We start from the raw sequence: 20,386 nt of genomic DNA on the forward strand, positions 1-20,386 counted from the left end.
AGCCACCAATTCGAAAGCAATGGCAGATCATGCAATTGCAGACAGCTGCTTTTGTTGTTGGATTACCAGCCTCGCGGCTTACGCTGCTCCCACAAACCTGCAAACGGCAGGCTCATATCTTGAGGTAGATCCTGCGGCGATCCATCCATGCCATCGGCAACCACCAGATCGCCACGAAGCTCAACGCCATCACCAGCGAAGCGAACTGTGCACCGCCCATTGGGGTCAGCCAGCGGTTGAACAGGTGTTCCCACAGCCAGTTCCAGCTGCCGGTGGCCATCATCGCCAGCACCATCGCCGAGGAACCGGCATAGGCGGTGATCGCATTGACGCCGAAACGGCGGCCCAGGGCCGGCCATTGTCGGCAGTCGATCAGGATATGTGCCAACCACAGTCCAGCAAACGCCCAGCCGGCAGTCCACAACACATACGACGAGGTCCACAGGTTCTTGTTCAAGGGCAGCCACTGCGCCCACAGGCCGCCGGCCAGCAACAACAACACTGCCCCTGGCAGCAATCGCCATGGACGCTGACGCAACAACGCGCCAGCACGCAGCCCCAGCAGGGTCGACGCCAATGCACCCAGTGTGGACATCAGCCCTTCCGGATCATGGCCATGACCTGTCGCAGGGTCGTACTGATAAAGCAGCGGTCCAAACAGCGTGGTATCCACACGACTGCTCAGGTTGAGCCACGGCTCCAACGAGCCACCTGCCACCAATAGCGCAGCGTAGCCGGACAACAACACGCCGATGCACAGCCACTGCAGCCGCGGTTTCAACCAGATCGCTGCCATACCCGCGGCGGCGAAGCACAAGCCTATGCGTTGCAGCACCCCCCATGGCCGATAGTGCGCCAGGTCCAGCCACCACCAGGCCAGGAAGTGCAGCAGCAGGCCCAAACCGAGGATGCGGCCAGCGCGGATCAACACCGTCCTGGTCAACGCGCCGCGATCAGCGCCCTGCTCCACCCGCGGAACCACGCCCAGCGCGATGGACACGCCTACGATCACCAGGAAGAACGGAAACACCAGATCGGTGGGCGTGCAGCCATTCCATTCCGAATGCAGCAGCGGTGCGTAGACATGGCTCCAGCTGCCGGGATTGTTGACCAGCAGCATGGCCGCCACCGTGATGCCCCGCAGGGCATCCACCGAGGCATAACGGATGGCTTTGTTCATGGTCTGAAACTCAGTCGCGCTGACCGGCAATCCAGGTGCCCAGCACCTGCAGGTCGCTGTCCAGCAGGACGAAGTCGGCCTGGTAGCCGACCGCAATCTGCCCGTAACGATCATCCAGGCCCAGGAACTGCGCCGGATACGTCGATGCCATGCGCGAGGCTTCGGCCAGCGAGAGCCCCAACAGACCAACCGTGTTGCGCACGGCGGTGATCATGTCCAGCGCCGAACCTGCCAGGGCACCAGCCGCATTGCGGACCACGCCATCAACGGCAGTGATGGTTTCGCCATACAGCTCGAACGCCGGATTGTCCGAGCCCACCATCGGCATTGCATCGGTGACCAGGAACACCTTGCCACGCGGCTTGGCCGCCAGCGCCACGCGCAGGCTGGCCGGATGCACGTGCACGCCGTCGACGATCACGCCGCACCAGCTGTCGGCATCTTCCAGCGCCGCGCCCACCGCGCCGGGATCACGCCCCTGCAAGGGCGACATCGCGTTGTAGAGGTGGGTGAAGCCGGTGATGCCGGCATCCAGCCCCACGCGAATCTCGTCGTAGGTACCCGCGGTGTGACCCGCAGCCACGATCGCGCCATTGGCGACCATCTGCTGGATCGTTGCCAGCGGTACGCGCTCGGGCGCCAGCGTGATCAGGGTGACGCCGTTGTCCAGCGCCGTGGCCATGCGCACTTCGTCGACATCCGGCACGCGGAACTTGCCGGCATCGTGGGTCCCCTTGCGCGCCGGTGCGATGTACGGGCCCTCCAGATGGATGCCGAGCACGCCCGGCACCTTGGCAGCAATCGCCTCGCGCGTTGCCTGTACTGCACGTGCCATCACTTCGGCATCGTCGCTGATCAGGGTCGGCAGCATGCCGGTGGTGCCGTAGCGGCGATGCCCGGCCACCATCGTGCGCAGGGCATCGACATCGGTCTGGTTGTTGAACAGCGCACCGCCGCCACCGTTGACCTGGGCATCGATGAAACCGGGCAGCAGCCAGCCGCCACCCAGGTCCACCTGCGCATCGGCCGCGGCAACCGCCGGGTCATCGCTGGCGACGACCGCGGTGATGCGGCCGTCTTCGATCAATACCGCGACATCGTCACGGAAGTTCTCACCGGCAAGTACCCGGCCATTGCGCAGCGCGGTTTTCATCAGACGGTTTCCGTCACCTTGTTGAGGTGCGGCGGCAGGTCCGGGTTGTTGCCACGGCGCAGCGCCAGCGCGTTGATCGCGCGGTAGAAGCTCTGGATGGTCAGCAACGGTGCACACAGCGGGTGCGGTGCAGCTGCGGTCGGCAGGTTGCCGCCCTCGCCGGTCAGCCACACCTGTGCGCCGCGTGCGGCGAACTCGTCGGCCACGGCGCGGGTGCCGGCACCGGTTTCGTCGGGCTGGGCAAAGGCAAGTACCGGGAAATCGCGGCCGACCAGCGCCATCGGGCCGTGCTTCACTTCGGCCGAGCTATAGCCTTCGGCGTGCAGGCCGCAGGTTTCCTTGAATTTCAACGCCGCTTCCTGTGCGGCAGCCAGGCCGGGGCCACGGCCGAGCACGAACAGGTTGTGCGCATCGACCAGGCCGTCGGTCACCGCCGTCCAATCGCATGCCCACGCCTCGGACATCGCGGCCGGCAATGCATCCAGTGCGGCGATCAGCGCCGGATCGTTCTTCCAGTACGCGCCCAGCTGCAGGATCGCCGCCAGCGAGGCGAGATAGCTCTTGGTCGCCGCAACACTGCGCTCGACGCCAGCGCCGAGCGGGATGACGGTTTCGGCCAGCAGCGCCAGCGGCGAATCCTCGACATTGACCAGTGCGACCACGCGCGCGCCGGCGGCCTTGGCAGCCTCGGCATTGCGCAGCAGGTCGGGGCTCTTGCCCGATTGCGAGATCACGATGTACAGCGCGCCGCGCAGCTGCAGCGGCGCTTCATAGACCGAGCCCACCGACGGCGACGCCGAGGCGGTCACCAGCCCGAGCTGGGTCTCGAACAGATACTTGGCATAGGTTGCCGCGTGATCGGAACTGCCGCGGGCGCAGGTGACAACGAACGGTGGCGGGTTCTGGCGCAGGTCGGCGGCCAGGGCCTGCACCACGTCGCGGTTGCGCGCGAACTGGGCGGCGATGACAGAGGCGCTTTCCGCGGCCTCGTTGAACATCAGGGTTTCGGTTTCACTCGGCAGTGCCATGGATCGTTACTCGGATAGGTCGGGGGGAGATGAAGGAGGTCGCGACGGCTGCTGACGCAGCGGTGCGGTGGAACCACGTACCACCAGCTGCGGTACGAAGCCCTGGTTCTGCAGCTGTGCCGGGCTGTCTTCGTAGGCATCGGTACGCAGCTGGCCGATCAACAAACGCGCGGCATGGCGGGCGATGTCGCCGGTAGCCTGCTTGGCGGTGGTCAGCGCCGGCCACGACTGGCGCGAGAACGGGCTGTCCTCGAAGCCGGCGATGGACAGGTCATAAGGGACGTTCAAACCGGCCGAATTGGCCGCAGCCAACACGCCCGCGGCGATTTCGTCGTTGGAGCCGAAGATGGCGGTCGGCGGCTCGCGCAACGCCAGCAGGCGCCGTGCCCCTCGGAAACCATCATCAAAGGTGTAGTCGCCCGGGATCACCAGGTGCTTGTCCAGCGGAATGCCGTAGTCTTTCAGCGCTGCTTCGTAGCCGGCATAACGCTCGCCGCTGGAGCGGTGCGAGGTGCCACCCCACAGGAAGCCGATACGCTGATGGCCCAGCTGGATCAGGTGCTCGGTGATTTCATAGGCGGCATCGCGATCATCCACGAACACGCAGGGACCATCGCCCGGGTCTTCGGTGGCGGCGATGATGCGCACGGTCTTGATGCCGCGTGCATTGAGCGCGGCCACCAGCTCCGGACGCTCGGACATCGGCGCGGTCAGCACCAGCCCGGCCAGGCGCGAACGCTGCACCCAGTCGGCCAGTTCCTCGGCCAGCATCGGCGAGGTCGAATCACAGGGGTGGATCTGCAGGCCGAAGCCGGTCTCGCGGCAAGCCGACAGCACACCGTTCTGTACCCCGATGATGTGGTACGGATTGGGGTTGTCGTACACCAGCCCGATCACGAAGGTGGTGTTGCTGCGCAGGTTGCGCGCGGACGGATCGGGCTCATAGTCCAGCTCGGCCACCGCGCGCAGGACGCGCGCGCGGGTGGCCTGCATCACCGAAGGCTCGTTGTTGATCACCCGCGAGACGGTCTTCAATGAGACCTTGGCGCGCTCGGCGACATCCTTGATGGTGGGTCTACGCATTACCGGTTCCCGCGTTGGCTCGATTGCCGCCATGATGCTTGATTCAGGCGCCACGTGCCTTGCCCGCGTTATGACCAACGGTGCCGAAGTACAGGATGTACAGGTAGCAGGGGATCATCAGTGCGGCGAACACCAGCTGGAAGTGTTCCGGGTACGCATGCTTGAGCAGGGCGAAGGCCTGCGGGATGATCGCGCCACCGGCAATACCCATCACCAGCAACGCCGAGCCGGTCTGGGTAAAACGGCCCAGGCCGCGGATCGCCAATGGGAAGATTGCCGGCCACATCATCGCGTTGGCAAAGCCCAGCGCGGCGACAAAGCCCACCGACACGTAGCCGTGGGTGAAGAACGCACCAAGGGTGAACAGCACGCCCAGCACCGCCGACACGGCCAGATACTTCTCCTGCGAAATGTAGCGCGGGATCAGCGCCAAGCCGGCCAGATAGCCCAGCAGCATTGCGAACAGGGTGAAAGAGGTGAAGAACTTGGTCTGGTCCAACGGCAGGCCAAAAGCATGTCCATAGGTACCGATGGCATCACCAGCCATTACTTCCACACCGACATACAGGAACAGACAGATCACGCCCAGCCACAGGTGCGGAAACTGGAAGATGCTGCGCTTGGCAGCGGCACCACTTTGTTCCGGCGCGGCGTTGGATTCCTCGGCGCTGACTTCCGGCAGCGGCGACAGCAGCACCGCGACCGATGCCACCAGCAGGATGGCGAACATCACCATGTAGAACGTATGGATGCCGCCGGCAAACCCGTCCAGCAATGCCTCGCGCGTGGCCGGATCCGCCTTGGCGACTTCAGCGGCAAGATCACCCACGCCGTGCAGCACCAGTGAGCCCAGCAACAGAGGTGCCAAAATGCCCGCGATTTTGTTGCAGATGCCCATCAAGGCAATGCGGCGTGCAGCCGTTTCGATCGGCCCAAGGATGGAGATGTAGGGATTGACCGAGGTCTGCAGCAGCGCCAGGCCGCCACCAAGGACGAACAGGCTGGCCAACGCGCCCGGGAAAATCCGCCAGGTAGCGAACTGACCGAACGCCGCTGCGCCTGCCGCCATCACCACCAGGCTCAATGCCAGCCCCTTCTTCATGCCGGTACGGCGCAGTATCCACGACGCGGGAATGGCAAGGAAGAAATACGAAAGGTAGAAAACCATCAACACCAGGAACGCGGATATCTCGCTGACCTGGAAGGCCAACTGCACGAAGGTGATCAGCGGCCCATTGAGCCAGGTGAAAAAGCCGAGGATGAAGAACAGCACGCCGACCACGGCGATTGAAGAAGCCGTGCTGGTACGCGGCGTCGAGACGGGAACAGCAGACATGGGCAAAGCTCCTGCGGATGCGGGAGACGGATCGAGGCCGTCCGGCGATATACGTGGGAACAACGTTGTCACATTTATGGTTTGCTGCGGACAAGTTTGTCAACAACGCTGCATGCCGAGGCTATTCCGATAGCTCATCAGGAAAGCCCTACAAGCCCGGAGGAATCAGGCTTTCTGAGAAAAACCCTGCAACTAAAGCCACTACACGCTATCGGATGCAACAAATGCAGGCGCCGCAGGGTTTGCGCAGAAGCGCTGCAGCGCAACATCGAAAGTTTCAATTATTCGTTGACATCGTTGTCAGAACGATTACAGACTCGCCCCCCAATGGTGCCCTTCCGGGCGCTCCGCCTCGCCATAGGGAAACCGAGTGACAGCTGTCGTCCCCCCACTGCAGACCACCCGCCTTGACCCCGCCAGCCGGCCCTTCTTCGCCGCCGACGTGGGTGGCACGCACGTTCGCGTCGGCCTGATCCAGGCAGCAGCGGCAAACGATCCGGCTATCGATGTACTGTCCTACCGCAAGTATCGGTGCGCGGACTACCCCAGCCTCAGCGCGATCCTGTCCGACTTTGCCAGCCACAACCCGCCGGTCGAACATTGCGTGATCGCTACCGCAGGCTACGCGCTGCCGGATGGCACGGTGATCTCGGCCAACCTGCCCTGGCCACTGTCGTCCAGCCGCATCCGCGACGACCTTGGCTTTGCCGGCGTGCACCTGGTCAACGATTTCGAAGCAGTCGCGCATGCGGCTGGTCACATCAGCGCCAGCCAGGTATTGCAGCTGACCGGCCCTGCCGAAGTCGAGCGCGGCCCGACCCTGGTGATCGGCCCTGGCACCGGCCTGGGTGCGGCGGTGTGGATTCCGGTCGGCAGCCGTTCCGTGGTTCTGGCAACCGAAGCTGGCCAGGCCTCGCTGGCCGCCACCACCGAACTGGAAATGGCCGTGCTGCAGCAGATGCTGCAGGACCGCCCGCATGTTTCCATCGAACAGGCGCTGTCCGGCCCCGGCCTGCTCAATCTCTACAACGCGCTGTGCGCAGTACGCGGTGTCGCACCGGTGCACGCCACCCCCGATGCCGTCAGCGCCGCCGCCTGTGATGGCAGCGACCCGTTGGCCGTGGAAACCCTGCAACTGTTCTGCGGCATCCTCGGTTCGACCATCGGTGACATGGCCCTGCTCTACGGCGTGCAGGGCGGCATCTATCTGGCCGGCGGCATCCTGCCGAAGATCAGCCAATTTCTTTTGAACAGCACCTTCGTCGAACGCTTCCTCAACAAGGGGCCGATGCGCAAGGCGTTGCAAAGCATTCCCGTGAAGCTGGTAGAGCACGGGCAACTGGGCGTCATCGGCGCCGCCAGTTGGTATCTGGAAAAGTCGGCCACGTAGCCGTCAGCAGCATAAGCAACAGATCCACCAGCAGGACCCGTAGTAACGCGGCACGCAGTGCCAATCAATCTTGATGTTGAGGAGAGACAACATGCATCGCAAGACCATGCTTTCGGCAGCCATCGTCAGCTGCCTCGCCTTCAGCGCACACGCGCAGGAAGCCTCCAAGAGCGCCACCGACCTGGACACCGTGACCGTCACCGGTATCCGCGCCAGTCTGGAAAAGTCGCTGGACAGCAAGCGCAACAACGACACCGTGTCCGAGTCGATCACCGCTGAGGACATCGGCAAGTTCCCGAACACCAACGCCGCCGAAGCCATGGCTTTGATTCCGGGCGTCACCATCGACCGTCGCTTCGGCCAGGGCGAGCGTGTCAGCATCGACGGCACCGACCCCAGCCTCAACCTGAGCTTCATCGACGGCCACCCGGTCGCACAGGCCATCTGGCTGTACGGCGAGTCGCCGAACCGCGGTTTCGACTACACCATGCTGGCCCCGGAAGTGCTCGGCCGCCTGGAGATCATCAAGTCCTCCGAAGCCCGCCTGCCGGAAGGCAGCCTCGGCGGCACCGTGATGATGCATTCGCGCAAGCCGCTGGACATGGATGCCAATTCGGTCAGCGGCTCGGTCGGCTACAGCTACAACGACCAGGCCAAGAAGGGCGCACCGAACGTCTCGGTGCTCTACAGCTGGAAGAATGATGACTCCACCTGGGGCGTCAACGTCGCCGCCCAGCGCCACGAAGAAAAGGTCGATCGCCAGGGCATCGAGATCTTCGGTTACAGCACCGTTGCCGACTTTGCCAAGGTCAACCCGAACATCGCCGCCCAGGTCGGCAAGGGCGAACTGCGCCCAACCGACAAGGTCGCGCAGGAAGTCAACGTTGCCTACTTCCAGCAGGAGCGCAAGCGCGACAGCGCCCTGGTGAACCTGCAGTTCAAGCCCAACGATCAGTTCGAAGGCACCCTGAGCGGCCTGTACATCAAGGAAAACTTCGACAGCTACAACCAGTCGATGTACAACTTCATGACGCAGAACAACTCGTCCATGCAGGCCGTCGATTACTTCAATCCGACCGGCCCGGGCGGCTTCGTCACCGGCGGCCACACCAACGCCAACCCTGGCAGTGGCACCGGCATCATCTACGACAACCAGGTGCGCTTCTCCGAAGTAACCACCAAGGGCGTGGACCTGGACCTGCAGTACCGCGGTGATCGTTGGAAGCTGGGCGGCAAGATCGGCACCAGCAAGTCCGAGAACCCGAACATCAGCCAGTACCTGATCGAGCCGGTCTACAGCGGCGCCTACAGCTGGGACTACCGCAAGGGCTTCCAGGCCGACGACCAGGCCGCGTATTACGATCCGGCCAACTGGGGCAACATCTTCGGCAACAACGGCGTGTTCAGCTCTGAAGCCAAGGACAAATACGCGCAGCTGGATTTCAGCCAGAACTTCGACAGCATCTTCAACCAGCTGCTGGTCGGCGTACGTCACACCGAACACACCGAAAACTACGGTCTTGGCGTTTACGGCGGCGTACGCACCGGCACCCTGGCCGACGTCGGCACCATCGGCAACACCAATCTGCTCGGCAGCATGGGCGGCGTGTACGGCAACACCAGCCACCACCCGCAGGTCGGCAAGGGCAACGTGGTCAGCTGGGTCCACGGCAGCCCGGTCAACTACTCCCGTTCCGACGCCTCCAGCCTGTTGAACAACACCTGGGAGCTGGAACAGAAGACCACCGCCGCCTATGCGCAGCTGAACTTCTCCACCGGCGCCCTGCGCGGCAATGTCGGCCTGCGTTGGGCCCAGACCAAGACTGACAGCAGCGCCTATGTCTATGGCGACAACGTGCCGGTGCTGCCGGCGCCTGCCGAGTGGTGGCAGACCAGCAAGAGCAAGAAGAGCAACATGCTGCCGTCGCTCAACCTGGTCTATGACAATGGCGGCGACGTGGTCCTGCGTGCCTCGGCTGCCAAGGTCATCGCCTGGGCTCCGTACAACCTGATGTCGAACAACCTGTTCCTCAACGACACCATGATGACCGGCTCGGGCGGCAATCCGGACCTGGACCCGTACAAGGCCTACAATTTCAACCTGTCGGCCGAATGGTACTTCGCCCCGCAGTCGATCCTGGCAGGCTCGGTGTTCCTGAAGCAGACCCAGAACTACGTGCTGCAGACCCCGGGCACGGAGCGTCGTTACAACTCGATGCGTGACAGCAACCCGACCACTTGGTTGACCACGGTTGGCTCGCACGGCTGTACCGCCGACGGCTTCTGCGACTACAGCGTCACCCGTCCGCGCAATGCCGGTGGTGCCAGCGTCCGCGGCTTCAACGTCAACTACCAGCAGGCGTTCGGTGATACCGGCCTGGGCTTGATTGCCAACTACACCTACGCAACTGGCAATACCGACGCCGGCAACAACATGCCTTACCTGTCGCGCAGCACCGTCAGCGTCAGCCCGTACTTTGAAAACGAGCAGTTCAGCGCTCGCGTCAACTACAACTGGCGCAGCAAGTACGAAGGCGTTGGTTATGTCGCCGGCGCACCGGCTGCCACCACCGCTGCGTATGCCGACCTGAGCGCAAGCCTGGGCTGGAACTTCACCGACAACCTGAGCCTGTCGCTGGATGCGATGAACCTGCTCAACGAGAAATACCGCCAGTACGTTGCCCAGGAAGAGGCACTGGCTGCGGAGTACTTCACCGGCCGCCGCTACATGGCCAACCTGCGCTTCAAGTTCTGATCCATCCCGGCAGGCAACATCGCCGGTTAGCGTGACCCGCCGGGCCTGGATCATTCCGGGCCCGGTTTTTTTTGCCTTCATGCAATGCCAAGCCATGCTCGGCATTGCCCTGCTTCAGGTAGTGCCGAGCCATGCTCGGCAACGCACGCATTGTCGAGCGGAGCCCCAGCCGAGCATGGCTCGGCACTACAGAACAACACCTTGCCGGGCATGGCTCGGCACTACACAAGATCGATGCGGCAGGACACACTGCCGCCCAAGCACAGACAGGAGCTCCGCCCATGACGAAGTCCTTCCACAAGCGCAGCCGCGCGCCGTGGCTCAGCAGCTGCGTATTGCTGGGCATGTCCGCCCTGCAGGTGCAGGCCGCCGACTCCACCTCCGCCCCTACGCTCATCCCCCTGCCGGCCAGCTACCAGGCCGACGGCGGCAAGGACTTCGTACTGCAGAATTCCGCACGCGTCGGCGGCAATGACGAGGCCGCTCGCCGCGCCGCCGCGCAGTTCGTAACCCTGCTCAAGCAGAACGGCGGCCCAACCCTGGCCATCGCCGACAGCGCCAGCAAGGCTCAGATCCGCTTCCGCCTCGATCCTTCGGCGCTCAACACCGCCGAAGGCTATGCACTGAAGGTATCCAATACCGGCATCGACATCAGCGCAGGTGATGATGTCGGCCTGTTCTACGGCGCGGTCACCGCCGCCCAGCTGCTGACCGGCAACACGCCAGGCCATGTCGCCGCCGCCACCATCAACGACACCCCGCGCTTCCCGTGGCGCGGCTTCATGCTCGACTCGGCGCGCCACTTCCAGAGCATGGACGAGATCAAGAAGCTGCTCGATGCGATGGCGCAACACAAGCTCAATACTTTCCACTGGCACCTGACCGATGACCAGGGCTGGCGCATGGAGATCAAGCGCTACCCGAAGCTGACCGAAGTCGGCAGCTGCCGCGTGCCGCTGGGTGATGCCGGCCGCAATGCCGCCACCGGCGAAGCCCGCCAGTACTGCGGTTACTACACCCAGGAGCAGATCCGCGAAATCATCGCCTATGCGGCCGAACGCCATATCCAGGTGATCCCGGAGATCGACGTGCCGGGCCACGCCACCGCCGCCATCGTCGCCTACCCGGAACTGGGCACCACCGATCAGAAGCTGGTCATCGACAACCAGTGGGGCGTGTTCCCCAACCTGTTCAACACCGAGGAGGCCACCTTCCAGTTCCTGGAGAACGTGCTGGAAGAGGTGATCGAGATGTTCCCCTCCAAGTACGTGCACGTGGGTGGCGACGAGGCAGTCAAGGACCAGTGGATCGCCTCCAAGCGCGTGCAGGAGCGTATGCGCGAACTCGGCGCGAAAGATGAAATGGAAATGCAGAGCCATATCATCAAGCGCCTGGAGAAGTTCCTGGAGCAGCACGACCGTCGTCTGATCGGCTGGGATGAAATCCTCGAAGGCGGCCTGCCGCCGGAAGCGACCGTGATGTCCTGGCGTGGCACCGAGGGCGGGCTCAAGGCCGCCAGCGAAGGCCATGACGTGATCATGTCACCGGTCACGCACATGTACATGGACTACCTGCAGACCGACTCGCCGAACGAGCCGCCGGGCCGCCCGACCACGATCACCCTGCAGAAGGCCTACGAGTTCGAGCCGGTGCCGGCCGACCTCGCCGCGGACAAGCGTTCGCACATCCTTGGCCTGCAGGCCAACATGTTCAACGAGCACACCCGCAACGACCAGAACCTGGAACACAACCTGTTCCCACGCCTGGCTGCTGTCGCCGAAACCGGCTGGAGCCCGCAGGACAAGCGCAACTTCAGCAGCTTCCTGCAGCGCCTGCCGCAGCAGTTGCAGCGCTATCGGGCGATGAACATCGCCTATGCCAAGACGCCGTTCCAGGTCGACATGCTGGACAAGGGCGAACACCGTACTGGCGCGGTGCAGGTGAGCCTGAACAATCCACTCGGCTATCCGGTGCATTACACCGTGGACGGCAGCGCCGTCACCGCCGCCTCGCCGCTGTACGCGCAGCCACTGCAACTGAAGGTGCCGGTGCAGGTACAGACCGCTGCGTTCTTCGATGGCAAGCCGCTGGCGCCGGCCAGCACCTTCAAACTGGATGCCGCTTCACTGCTGGTCCGCGAAGACACCCAGCTCGGCCTGTGCCCGAACGGCGGCAAGCTGCTGTTGCGCCTGGAAGATGACGGTCCGGCCGAGGGTGAGCGTGAGGTATTCAACGTCAATATCTTCAACCCCTGCTGGCTGTGGAGCGATGTGGATCTGTCTGATATCACCCACATCAAGGTGCGTGCAGGCCGCATTCCTTACAACTTCCAGCTGGCCCACGACGAGCCCTCGCGCAAGTTCGCACCAGCACGTACCGCGCATGGCGAAATGGAACTACTGGCCAACTGCGAAGGCAAACCGCTGGCATCGATCCCGCTGCCGGCCGAGCCGGGCGCGGACGGCTTCCTCGAACTGGATGCCCCGATCAGCGCACCGGCCAAACGTGGCGACCTGTGCGTGCGGTTCACCGGCGACACCCGTCCGAACATGTGGACGCTGGACTGGATCAAGCTCGAACCCGCCAAATAATCCGCACAGCGGCGTGATGTAACCCGGAAGGCCACCGCATGCGGTGGCCTTCTGCTGTCTGCCTCCAGGCCATTTGAAGTTCCGGCTTTGTGGGCCGTTGTGGGAGCGGCGTAAGCCGCGAAGCAACTGATCCAACAGCCGGCAGTTGCCCAGTGCATCGACTCACCAATGTCCGTTACCGATCAGCGATACAGGAAAGCCCTCCCATTTCATTGCTCCCGGCTTCGCGGCTTAGGCCGCTCCTGCAGGTGCCCTTTGCGTGCCAAAAAATTTCACGAGACTCCAGCAACTCCGACAGATTCAACGCAAAAGCGCCCCTGGATTTCAAATGAAACAAAAATAATCACTGAAATCATTGATATATAGGCAGCAACTGCAACCCCGCGAGGATGAAAATTTTTTGCAGTGCGCCTTGACATCGTTGTCACGAAGCCACGACACTCCGCATGCCGCAACGCCATCACAGGTGTCGCGCCAACTTCCAGGGGACGTGTGTGGTTGCCAGCCGGAATCCAACAGCCAAGCTGACCACTCCTGCATCTGCCGCGCCGTTGCTGGCCGCCGATGTGGGTGGCACCCACGTCCGCGTGGGCCTGGTACAGCCAGGCAGCAGCGCCAGTGCGCCCATGCAGTTGCTGGCCTACCGCCAGTACCGCTGTGCTGACTACCCGGACCTGAGCAGCATCCTTGCCCAGTTCCCGGTTGACCGCGCCACGGTGCGCGAATGCGCCATTGCCAGCGCTGGTTACGCCCTGCCCGATGGCACCGTGATCTCAGCCAACCTGCCGTGGCCGCTGTCGTGCAATCGCATTCGCGATGACCTCGGCTTCGCCGCAGTGCACCTGGTCAATGATTTCGAGGCCGTTGCCCATGCCGCCGCACATATCGACGCTGGCGATGCATTGCAGCTGAGCGGCCCGGCAATCGTCGCCGACGGCCCTGTATTGATCGTCGGCCCCGGCACTGGCCTGGGCGCGGCCCTGTGGATCCCCAACGGCAACCGTTCGATGGTATTGGCCACCGAAGCCGGACAAGCATCGCTCAGTGCCAGCACCGCACTGGAAGTCGCCGTGCTGCAGCAGATGCTGCGCGGGCGCAGCCATGTCGCCATCGAGCACGCCCTGTCTGGCCCGGGCCTGCTCAATCTGTACAACGCGCTGTGCGCCGTCTGCGACACCACGCCCGTGCACGCCACCCCCGACGCAATCAGCGCTGCCGCCTGCGTTGGCAGCGATCCGCACGCCGAACAGACACTGCAACTGTTCTGCGCGATTCTCGGCTCGACCATCGGCGACATGGCGCTGCTGTACGGCGCACAAGGCGGCATCTACCTGGCCGGCGGCATCCTGCCCAAGATCAGCCAGTTCCTTTTGAACAGCAGCTTCGTCGAACGTTTCCTCAACAAGGGACCGATGCGCGAAGCGCTGCAACGCATCCCCGTGAAGTTGGTAGAGCACGGGCAACTGGGCGTCATCGGCGCCGCCAGTTGGTATCTGGGACGCAGGGAAATCGATCCCAGCGCACCGCACTCCGCAGTAGACCCGGCGCATGCAGCAACCCGCTCATGCCCAGCTTCCAGTGACACCAGTTCCGGCCAGTTCGCCGGCATCCATCAATGATGAGGAGAGACATCATGAGGTACCGCAAGTCCGTACTATCCGCCGCCATCGTCACCTGCCTGAGCTTTTCCGCGCACGCGCAGGAAGCTGGCAAGCAGGCCACCGACCTGGATACCGTGGTTGTTACCGGCATCCGCGCCAGCCTGAAGCAGGCACTGGATTCCAAGCGTGATTCGGACGCCATCGTCGACGTGGTCACCGCCGAAGACGTGGGCAAGTTCCCGGCCACAAACGTCGCCGAAGCCATCACCATCATCCCCGGCGTAACCATCGACAAGGCCTTCGGCCAAGGCGAGAAGGTCTCGATCCTGGGCACCGACCCGGCCTTGAACCGCACCCTGCTCAATGGCCAGACCATTGCCTCGGCCGACTGGTTCATCTCCGATCAGCCGGGCCGCACCTTCAACTACTCGTTGCTGGCACCGCAGCTGGTCAGCAAGGTCGAAGTCTACAAGTCGCCGGAAGCATGGCTTGAGGAAGGCTCGATCGGCGGCACTGTCAACGTCTCCACGCGCAAGCCGCTGGACCTGAGCGGCACCACCATTTCCGGTGCGGTTGGCTACCTGTACAACGACCGCGTCGAAGCCGGCGATCCCTCGGTATCGGCGATGTTCGGCTGGAAGAACGAGGCGGACAATTTTGGCGTGATCGTGTCCGCACAGCGCTCGATCGAAAACATCCGTCGTGACGGTATCGAGTCCTACGGCACGGTCAGCGGCAAGGATTACATCAACGGCAAGGGCGGTTCGCCGAACTCGATCACCACCACCACCACCGACTGGTCGACCGACCCGGCCACCACCATGCCGCCGAGCTGCGTGGGCACCTGCGCCACCACCTTGCTGGCCAACCCGAATGCAGTCGCGCCGAACGCAATCAGCGCGCACTACTTCGAACAGGAGCGCAAGCGCGACACCCTGTCCGTTGCCCTGCAGTTCAAGCCGACCGACAAGCTGGACATCGAGTTCAACGCACTAAACGTCAAGGCCAAGTACGACAACATGACCCACTCCATGTTTGCCTTCAACGGCAATCCATGGAACTCGCTGGGCGGCCTGACCGACGTCACCGTCGATGGCGGCGTGATGACAAAGGCCTCGTTCCGCAACGCCTTGACCGTGTATGACCTGCTCAACCGCCAGGCCACGGTGGACACCGATTCCTACGACCTGAAGTTCACCTGGAAAGACGAGCGCTGGTTCGCCTCGGCCCACGCCGGCATTTCGGAGGCAAGCGGCGGCACCGGCAAGCAGGTGTTCGGCGAGTTTCTCAACAAGGCCGACTACAGCTACGACATCAGCGGCAAGACCCCGAGCCTGAACTTCCACGGCTACCAGACCGACCCGGTCGCCGACGTTGCCACGCACATGAAGCCCGGCCATGCCGGCAGCCCGTTCACCGATCCGTCCGCCTACCGTTTTGACGGCGGTGGTCCGGCCGGCGGCTGGCACACCAACCCGCCCAGCGCCACCAACTGGGGCGCAGGCTGGGGCGGCAACATCGTGACCAAGCCGACCAAGGACGAAGAGCGCTACTTCCAGGTCGACGGCGGTGTCACCCTGGACTCGCCGATCTACCAGGTCCGCTTCGGCCTGAAGCGTCGTGAGCACGAAACCTCGCAGTCGATGGCTGGTGTATCGCTGGCATCGATCAAGGGTTATGGCGACCTGACCGCCGACCAGTTCAGCCCCAAGGATGTGCCGAACAGCTACCTCAGCGGCTTCGGCAACGTGGGTGACCTGAGCAACCGCTTCATGATCGACGGCTGGGCACTGGCCGATTACATCAACAGCGGCAAGTGGCTGGCCCCGTGGCAGACCATGCCGACGCCGAGCACCTTCAGCGATCCGTCCTACGCCGCCAACACCTGGACGGTGAAGGAAGACATCAACGCCGCCTACATCCAGGCTGATTTCAGCCATGACCGCCTGCGCGGCAACTTCGGCGTTCGCCTGGTGCAGACCGAATCGGAAAGCACCGGCTACACCTGCTCTTCGCTGAAGAGCCCGTGCCCGGCAGACGGCTATGTGTTGAGCACGGTCAAGAAGAAGTACAACAATGTCCTGCCCAACCTCAACGTCGCCTACGACCTGAATGACAGCGTGGTCCTGCGTGGCTCGGCGGCAAAGGTGATCTCGCGTCCGAACTACGGCGACATGTCCAGCTACCTGTGGATTGGCGACCAGACCCTGACCGGTGGCGGTGGCAACCCGAACCTGGATCCGTACGAGTCCACCAACCTCGACCTGTCGGCCGAGTGGTATTTCGCCGAGAACGCCATCCTGGCCGGTACCGCCTTCTACAAGAAGGTCGACAACTACATCCTGGTGACCACGCAGAAGGAAACCCATTACAACCAGTCGCAGCAGACGGATACCGAGTACGACATCTCGCGTCCGAACAATGCCGGTGGCGCCAAGATCCAGGGCTTCTCGGCCGCGTTCCAGACCAGCCTGGACAACGGCCTGGGCCTGCTCGCCAACTACACCTACGCTGACGCCAAGGCTGATGCCGGCAACCGCCTGCCGTTCAACTCCAAGAACCAGGTCAACTTCAGCCCGTTCTATGAGAGCGAGCGCTGGAGCGCCCGCGTGACCTACTCGTGGCGTTCGAAGTACTACACGCAGGCTGACCGCGGCAACTTCCTGGTCACCGATGACTACGACTCGCTGGATGCCAACATCAACGTCAAGCTGACCGACAACCTGACCCTGGGTCTGGATGGCATGAACCTGCTCGACAGCGAATATCGCTCCTACGCCGAGGTTCCGGGCGTCGCCAACACCGAGAAGGTCATCCGCGGCCTGTACCGCACCGGCCGCCGCTACATGGCCACGCTGCGCTTTGCCTTCTAAGGCGTAGCTACCCGTTTCACTGGTTCTGTTGTCTTTTTCTCCAGCGGGCTTGGGATTTCCAGGCCCGCTTTTTTTTACCCGCGATGCGCCATTGGCGCGCCTCCCACTACCCGCCGCGGGCGACGGCGCAACGCGCGCAGCCTGCACCAACTGGAGCAACTGCAATCGCAGCCGCAACGCCCCGAAAAGCCCCCAAGCGGAATCTGGATTATCAATGAATTGAAGATAAACATAATTTTCAAAAATGACTGAAATTCACTCCAACAAGTTTCAGGCGGAATGAATGGATATTCCTTTTCATTCAATTTATTCTTGAAAAACAGTAACTACAGTATGAAACAGAGATTTCAAGGCGCCAGTTTTTCGTGAAAATTATTTTTGCCAATTGAAAACAAATACACGCAAACTCCACCCCGAGCTGAACGACGGTAGTCACCCGCCCCACCCACCCATCGAGACATGACGTGGACAAGCAAGGCCGGCAGTACATCCGATCCACTTCCAACAGCGCCCGTTTTCGAGCGCTCTCCACGTTTGCTGCAACCGGCCTGTTTCTGAACTGACACCGCGTTCGACGTGGCCGGCCGTCATGGCAGCCGCGCTGTTTCTCCGCACACCCGAAGGGATGCGGGATTCACTGGCCAGCAGCTTTTGCAGGCCATCCATCAGCAAAGGGAGAGAGACCTTTGAAACACCGCAAGTCACCGTTAACCGCCGCCATCGTCAGCTGTCTGGCGATCAGTTTTGCGGCCAGCGCACAGGAAGCGCAGCCGGAGGCGGCAACCGAACTGGACCGCGTCGTCGTCACCGGCATCCGCGCCAGTCTGCAGCAGTCGCTTGAGTCCAAGCGCAATGCCGACAGCATCGTCGACGTGATCACCGCCGAAGACGTGGGCAAGTTCCCCGCTACCAACGTCGCCGAAGCGATGACCATCATCCCCGGCGTGACCATCGACCGCGCCTACGGCCAGGGCGAGCGCGTCAGCATCCTCGGCGTTGACCCGGCCTTGAACCGCACGCTGCTCAACGGCCAGTCCATCGCCTCGGGCGACTGGAACATGTCCGACTTCCCGACCCGCACCTTCAACTACTCGCTGCTGGCACCGGAACTGGTCGGCAAGGTGGAAGTGTTCAAGTCGCCGGAAGCGCGCCTGGAAGAAGGCTCCATTGGCGGCACGGTGAACATCTCCACGCGCCGGCCTTTGGACATGCCCGAGCAGTTCAGCCTCACTGGTCGCGTCAGCTATACCCGTAACGAGCTGGTGAGCAACACCGATCCGCAAGCATCAGCCGCTTTCGGCTGGAAGAACGCGTCGGAGAACTTTGGCGTCATCGTCTCGGCACAGCGTTCGAACGAAAGCATTCGCCGACAGGGCATCGAGTCCTACGGCAGCGTGATCGGCCAGAACTACTACTCCGGCCTGGGCGGCGGTGGCTCGGTGGTGAACGCCCCGGGCGGCAACCCGAGCTGCGTCGGTAGCTGCGAGCAGACGCTGAGCAACAACCTGGGTGCAGTGGGCCCGAACTCGATCAGCGCGCACTTCTTCAACCAGGAGCGCAAGCGCGACACCTTCTCCGCATCGCTGCAGTTCAAGCCGCTGGAACAGCTCAACATTGAGTTGAACGCGCTGAAGATCGATGCCAATTTCGATCACACCGTGCAGGCGATGTTCGTCAATCCGGGCAACACCTACAACAGCCTGTTCACCCTGACCGATCTGACCGTCAAGGACGGCATCATCACCAGCGGCACGCACAAGAATGGCCTGGCCATCTTCGACCTGCAGAGCCGACGCGCCGCCGTGGAATCGGAAACCTACGACCTCAAGGCCGACTGGAACGATGAGCGCTGGTTCGCCTCCACCCATATCGGCAGCACCAAGGCCGAGGCCGGCCCCAAGCAGGTCTTCGGCAGCTTCCTGGCCCGCACCGATTACACCTGGTCGATCGAGAACGCTCCCAGCCAGCCGGGCAGCGTGACCTTCCAGGGTGCCAACCCGTTCACCAACCCCAGCATGTTCCAGCTGGATTCGGGCTGGGGCGGCAACCTGGTCCACAAGCCGACGCTGGACAAGGAAACCTATGGCCAGCTGGATTTCGGGATCAAGCTCGACTCGCCGGTCTACATGATCCGTGGCGGCTACAAGCAGCGTCGGCACGAAACCGGCCAGACGCAGCTGGGCGTAGGCCTGTCCGGCGCCACCCCGTCCGCCTCGCAGTTCTCCCCGCAGAAGATGCCAGGCAACTACCTGGACGGCTTCAGCGGCTACGGCGACCTGGGCAACCGCTTCTTCATTGATGGCTGGGCCCTGTCGGACTACATCCTGGGCGGCGAGTGGCTCCCCCCCGGCTCGCCCATGCCTCAGTTGGCCACGTTCAACGCCGCCGAGTTCATCCGCAATACCTGGACGATTGAAGAAGACACCCAGGCCGCCTACGTGCAGGCCGATTTCAGCTTCGACCGGCTGCGCGGTAACGTCGGTGTGCGTTACGTACAGACCGACGTCGGATCCGGTGCCTGGAACTGCCGGGTCAATCTCACTTCCTGCCCGACCGGGCAGTACGAGTGGCGGGTGAAGAAGAGCAAGTACAACAACACGCTTCCCAACCTCAACCTTGTCTACGATGCCGCTGATGATGTGGTGCTGCGCTTCTCCATCGCCAAGACCATGGCTCGTCCCGGTTACGCCGACGTTTCCAGCTACCTGTGGCTGGCCGACCAGTCGCTCAAGGGGGGTGGCGGCAATCCTGATCTGAAGCCCTACCGCTCCACCAATCTGGACCTTTCGGCGGAGTGGTATTTCACCAAGGATGCCATCCTGGCCGGCTCGATCTTCTATCGCGATGTAGCCGACTACATCCTGATGGCCTCGCGCGTGGAAACCCACTTCAACCAGAACCAGAACCGCGATGACCAGTTCCTGGTGGACCGTCCGCAGAACGCCGGCGACGCCAAGATCAAGGGCGCATCACTGGCGTGGCAGCAGAACTTCGGCTGGGGCTTCGGCATGATCGCCAACGCCACCTACTCCAAGGGTGAAGCCACCGATGGCCGTCCGCTGCCGTTCAACTCCGTACGCCAGTTCAATCTGAGCCCGTTCTTCGAGAACGAGAACTGGAATGCCCGCATCACCTACAACTGGCGTGACAAGTATTTCACCCAGGTCAGCGGTGGGCGCCAGCTGTGGACGATGGATTACGCATCGCTGGATGCGTCGGTGGCCTACAAGGTAAATGACCACCTGACCCTGAGCCTTGAGGGCATGAATCTGCTGGACGAGCAGTACCACACCTACTCCGGCGTGAAGCAGCTCACCCGCGGTGTCTACAACAGTGGCCGCCGCTACTCGGCCTCACTGCGCTTCGCCTTCTAAGCCGTAATGCAACACCGCCTGG

General features: G+C 62.8%; 11 protein-coding genes. 6 read left to right on the forward strand and 5 right to left on the reverse strand.

Features of this window, described 5'->3' with window-relative positions; all coding sequences use genetic code 11:
* Positions 1 to 112: 112 nt before the first annotated feature.
* The 5 genes from ACVOL0_RS14205 to ACVOL0_RS14225 are packed head-to-tail and all read right to left on the reverse strand — an operon-like array spanning position 113 to position 5,780.
* Complete coding sequence (locus ACVOL0_RS14205; RefSeq protein WP_481549658.1) at positions 113 to 1,180, reverse strand: acyltransferase family protein; 1,068 nt, start codon at positions 1,178 to 1,180, stop codon at positions 113 to 115.
* Between the two features lie 10 nt (positions 1,181 to 1,190).
* Positions 1,191 to 2,333: an N-acetylglucosamine-6-phosphate deacetylase gene (gene nagA / locus ACVOL0_RS14210; protein WP_481549659.1), complete on the reverse strand. Its 1,143-nt coding sequence runs from the start codon at positions 2,331 to 2,333 to the stop codon at positions 1,191 to 1,193.
* Positions 2,333 to 3,361 carry an SIS domain-containing protein gene (locus tag ACVOL0_RS14215; protein WP_481549660.1) on the reverse strand — a complete coding sequence of 343 codons (1,029 nt, stop codon included), beginning with the start codon at positions 3,359 to 3,361 and terminating at the stop codon, positions 2,333 to 2,335. Before ACVOL0_RS14215 ends, nagA begins: the two co-directional genes overlap by 1 nt.
* Before the next feature lie 6 nt (positions 3,362 to 3,367).
* Complete coding sequence (locus ACVOL0_RS14220; protein WP_481549661.1) at positions 3,368 to 4,444, reverse strand: LacI family DNA-binding transcriptional regulator; 1,077 nt, start codon at positions 4,442 to 4,444, stop codon at positions 3,368 to 3,370.
* A 43-nt stretch (positions 4,445 to 4,487) separates the two neighbouring features.
* Complete coding sequence (locus ACVOL0_RS14225) at positions 4,488 to 5,780, reverse strand: sugar MFS transporter (protein WP_481549662.1); 1,293 nt, start codon at positions 5,778 to 5,780, stop codon at positions 4,488 to 4,490.
* Positions 5,781 to 6,150: 370 nt separating this feature from the next.
* On the opposite strand from ACVOL0_RS14225, the gene ACVOL0_RS14230 reads away from it, so the two are divergent.
* The 6 genes from ACVOL0_RS14230 to ACVOL0_RS14255 all read left to right on the forward strand — a co-directional run bounded on the left by ACVOL0_RS14230 (position 6,151) and on the right by ACVOL0_RS14255 (position 20,364).
* Positions 6,151 to 7,170 carry a glucokinase family protein gene (locus ACVOL0_RS14230; RefSeq protein ID WP_481549663.1) on the forward strand — a complete coding sequence of 340 codons (1,020 nt, stop codon included), beginning with the start codon at positions 6,151 to 6,153 and terminating at the stop codon, positions 7,168 to 7,170.
* Between the two features lie 91 nt (positions 7,171 to 7,261).
* A complete protein-coding gene (locus tag ACVOL0_RS14235) occupies positions 7,262 to 9,925 on the forward strand; it encodes a TonB-dependent receptor (protein WP_481549664.1) in 2,664 nt (887 codons plus the stop codon).
* Positions 9,926 to 10,206: 281 nt separating this feature from the next.
* The gene (locus tag ACVOL0_RS14240; protein WP_481549665.1) at positions 10,207 to 12,516 is read left to right on the forward strand and encodes a beta-N-acetylhexosaminidase; all 2,310 of its coding nucleotides are present in this window, start codon (positions 10,207 to 10,209) and stop codon (positions 12,514 to 12,516) included.
* 494 nt (positions 12,517 to 13,010) lie between these two features.
* The gene (locus tag ACVOL0_RS14245; protein WP_481549666.1) at positions 13,011 to 14,135 is read left to right on the forward strand and encodes a glucokinase family protein; all 1,125 of its coding nucleotides are present in this window, start codon (positions 13,011 to 13,013) and stop codon (positions 14,133 to 14,135) included.
* 14 nt (positions 14,136 to 14,149) lie between these two features.
* Positions 14,150 to 16,990: a TonB-dependent receptor gene (locus ACVOL0_RS14250; protein WP_481549667.1), complete on the forward strand. Its 2,841-nt coding sequence runs from the start codon at positions 14,150 to 14,152 to the stop codon at positions 16,988 to 16,990.
* Between the two features lie 686 nt (positions 16,991 to 17,676).
* Entirely contained in the window at positions 17,677 to 20,364 is a 2,688-nt protein-coding gene (locus ACVOL0_RS14255) for a TonB-dependent receptor (protein WP_481549668.1), read from the forward strand.
* Positions 20,365 to 20,386: the final 22 nt, after the last annotated feature.

It is taken from the genome of Stenotrophomonas sp. STEN021 (genome assembly GCF_056760175.1).